1 protein-coding gene is annotated in these 3086 nt (G+C 64.7%); it reads right to left on the reverse strand.

Features of this window, described 5'->3' with window-relative positions; translation table 11 throughout:
* On the reverse strand, positions 1-3086 hold a 3086-nt coding region (locus tag VMA74_RS09105), incomplete at both ends, for a YhdP family protein (RefSeq protein ID WP_325366324.1).

Consider the following 3086-nt stretch of genomic DNA (forward strand, 5'->3'; position numbering starts at 1 on the left):
CAGCGCCCTGCGCTTGAGGCCGGCGCCGGTGCGGAAGCACTCGCGGCCGGCGCGGGTTGCGCCGCTGCGCCGACCGACGTGAAAACCGGCTTATCCCAGCTGCCGGTGATGCGGTAGCGCTGGATGGCAGCGTGGTTCAAGCCCTTGCCCAGCACCGTTTGCACGGCCAGGCCCGCGGCCGCGCCGATCGGGCCGCCAACCACGGCACCCACCACCGGCAGGCTGTTGCCGATGTGCGGAATAACAACCATTTGCTGGTCGTAATCCCTGCTGCGCAGGCCGGTACGGCCCTTGACGCTGATTTCCGCCGCGGGGCCATGCACCTTCAAATTGTCCGTGTAGGCATTGCCGCTCGCCAGCTTGAAGTCGCCCTGGATCGAATCGAAGCCGAAGCCTTTGCCGAACACATCGTTGAAATCGAACGAGAGGCGGCGCGGCAGGTCCGCAATGGAGGCAAGTCCGAAGAGGCGGCCCACGCCAGGGGATGCTTTGGGGATGCTGCCGTTGCTGACGTCCACACTGAGCGTGCCGTCCATATTGTCCAGCTCGAACGCCCACGGACCCCCGGGCCACGTGGCATTTAGCTGCGCATGCGTCTTGCCGCCGTTGAAGATGCCGGCGTAGCCGAACGCGGTCAGCATGTCGCCAAGGTTGTTGGCTCCGAAATCCACGCGCAAGCGCGTGTTGCTGTGGGTTGGCGTGCCATTCCAGTCGCCGCTGCCGTGGACCTGCACGCTCCTGGATTGGGTGGAAAGCTGATCGATATGCATGCCGTCCGGCGTCGGCCAGGTTTCCAGTCGCGCCTCGCCCAGCTTGGCATCGTCCAGGCGCAAGTCGTGCACCCAGACATGCAGCGGCGGCATGCTGTGCGGATCGATGCCAGTATTGGCCGGATCGGTCACCGGCACAGGCACGGGCGCTTCGCCGGGTTTCTTGGCCGGCGCGGTGGGCTGCTTCGGCCAGTACATGCGCTGCAGGCGAGCGGTAATGCCGCGCTTGGGCAAATCCAGCGTCGGCACGCTGAAATGCCCCGCGGCCGCGGCGCTATCGATGTCCAGCTCCAGCGTGTCTGCCTTTGGTTCGGCGGTGACATGCATCTGCGCAAAATCGCGGCCGAACACCTCGGCATGTTCGGTGGTGACGTCGATCGTCTCCAGGCTCATGCCGTTGCCACTGCCGCTACCGGCAATCGACTGCTTCACCCAGCCGGTGACGTCAAGCTCCGGCGCATCGCCGCGCATGCGCATGCCCTTGGCCGGAAGGCTGTCGGGCATCTGGTCGCCGAACGCGAATGTTGCCGCCAGCGGCGACGCATCGCCGTTGGGCAAACGCAGTCGCCCGCGCATGATCGATCCCAACTGCACCTGCATCTCGCTGCCGGCCGTGGGCACATTCAGCGAAAGGTGCAAGGGCAAGGTGTCGTCGGCCGCCTTGTTCAACGGCACCGGGAATTTCAGCGCCACGCCCGTAAGCGGCGAATCGATGTTGAGCGTCTGGGTATCGGGATTGCTTTCCCCAGCGTGCGCGATCTGGTAGCCGATGGTGAACTGGCTGCGCCCATCGGCCACGTCGCCGAGCCATTTCAACTGCGGATAGCCCTGCAGCAGCTCGGGCACGGTATAGCTGCCGTCAAGCTTGACGCCCAACACCACGTTCGGATCGCCGGTCGCCCCGGCAATGGCCAGGTCCGCCTGGGTCGGCTCGCCGCGAAATTCACCCGCCAGCGGACCGGCATGGAAACCGTGCGCGTCGAACGTGGCCGGGCCATTGAGTTTGTCCACCTGTAGATTCCACTGCGGTGCGCTGAGGTCGACGTCCTTCAACTGGGCGCTGCCATCGAGCAGAAAATCCCGCATATCGTGCATAGGCAACGACAGATGGAAATCGAAGCTGCCGCTGCCGCCGAGCTTGAGCTTGGCCAGCACGTCGGCATGTTTGTTCGCGATCGGGCTGTTGCCGACGAAGTTGAGCAAGTCCGGGGCGTTGCCTTCGCCGTTTACGTTCAGATCGAGTGTGGTGTGCGCCAGCTCGGGAATCACCGCTACCGCCCGATCCACTTTCACACCGAGCGAGTCGCCGCCACTGGCCTCCACCAACATGCCCATATCGATGAAGTTGGCGACGGCCTGGATATGCTCGGCCACCGGCCAGCTCTTGCCGTAGCTCAGCGTGAGATCGCTGATGTCGGCGCGCGCCTCGAAACGGCCTTCGTTGTGATGGAACGGCCAGTCCGCGAGGCTGCCGTGCACCAGCACCGCGGCATCGTCGATATGGCCGGAGACGAACGCCTGGTCGAGCCATTCCACGGCATGCGGATTCAAGGAATCGACCGGCCAGAACAACTTGGCCGCACTCACGTCAGCGTGTGTAAGAGCGAGATACACATCGAGGAACGGACGGCTGCCGTCGCGCGGCAAGGCGATCTCCCCCTGCGCGTTGCCGCCATAGCCGTCGCCTTCGAAATCCAGGGCGGCGATGCCGATATGCGTGGCTTCCTGGTCCTGCCATGCGGCGATGCTGCCGCCCAGCTGGCTCATCACGAACGGTTTGCGGAAGGTACGCGGAAAATCGAGGGTGGCCGCTTGCGCGGGCAAGACCAACGAGACCGCTTCGGCATCGCCGCGTATGTCGCCATGCAGATGATCCACGCCCGGCAGCTTGCCTATCGCCGCGATGCCCAGGTCAGTGAACTGGCCGTGCAAAACCTGCAAGCCTGTCGTGGCGCTCCAATGGAAGACCGCGTGGTCGATCTGTCCGTGGGGCTGCCCCGCCCCGATCCATTGCGCCAGCCCCTCGGAAAGTCCGGGCTTCAATCCAAGCCACGGCAGCAGCGAGGCAAGCTGCAGACGGCTGGCCACCGCACGGATGTCCGACTGTGGGGTGCCGAAGTGATCCACATCCACGCGCAGGGCGCCGCCGTCGTTATCGGCCCAACGCACGGCGTAACCGTCGCTGTGACGGCTGAGTTCGGCCAACCCGCTCAATCGCGCAACACTCGCCGTGACATGCGCCGGATTGGTGACGGCCAGGTTCTGCACATCGAGCTGAAACAGATCGCGCACGACCTGGTTCTCGCGCCAGTCCAT

The organism is Dyella sp., from assembly GCF_035508675.1.
Taxonomy (GTDB): domain Bacteria; phylum Pseudomonadota; class Gammaproteobacteria; order Xanthomonadales; family Rhodanobacteraceae; genus Dyella_B.